General features: G+C 43.1%; 1 protein-coding gene. It reads left to right on the top strand.

Going from position 1 to position 712, the window contains the following annotated elements; all coding sequences use genetic code 11:
* Positions 1–595: 595 nt before the first annotated feature.
* The coding region (locus tag BWI92_RS26350) for a glucuronate isomerase (RefSeq protein WP_141234946.1) at positions 596–712 on the top strand (117 nt) is incomplete at its 3' end.

The raw sequence follows: 712 nt of genomic DNA, 5'->3' as shown, positions 1-712 counted from the left end.
CAACAACGGCTTCTGAGTGCTGAGTATGGAGTTTTGAGTGAGGAGATTTAGATGATTGAGCCCACAAAACTTCTGCTGAAAGCTCAAAGCCGAAAGCCGTCAGCTCACAGCCGACAGCCAAAATATCTTGCCCTCGTTGGAGTTTTCTCCAACGAGCTGAGCGCTAACTAAAGAGTATGGTTTGTTGCTTACGCGAGGTTGTTGGAGAAAACTCCAACAACGGCTACTAAGTGATTAGTTTAGCGTTTTGAGTGCGGAGTTTTGGGATTTCTAAAACCATTGCCAAAAGCCGATAGCTCACAGCTGACAGCCGAAATATCTTGCCCTCGTTGGAGTTTTCTCCAACGAGCTGAGCGCTAACTAAAGAGTATGGTTTGTTGCTTACGCGAGGTTGTTGGAGAAAACTCCAACAACGGCTTCTGAGTGCTGAGTATGGAGTTTTGAGTGAGGAGATTTAGATGATTGAGCCCACAAAACTTCTGCTGAAAGCTCAAAGCCGAAAGCCGTCAGCTCACAGCCGACAGCCAAAATATTTTCCAAATACAGTCTCTTGCTTGGGTTACTAAACTTTAAGCATTTTTTTGAACTACTATCAATTTCAAAAGATGAAAACTTCTTAGACGACAATTTTCTATTACAGACTGAAACAGCTCGTACTTTGTATCATGAGTATGCGAAGCAAATGCCAATTATTGACTACCACTGCCATCTT

The organism is Flectobacillus sp. BAB-3569 (assembly GCF_002270355.1).
In the GTDB taxonomy this organism is placed as follows: Bacteria; Bacteroidota; Bacteroidia; order Cytophagales; family Spirosomataceae; genus Flectobacillus; species Flectobacillus roseus.
The sequence above is the reverse complement of the archived record's forward strand: the minus strand, read 5'-3'. Positions and strand labels throughout refer to the sequence as shown.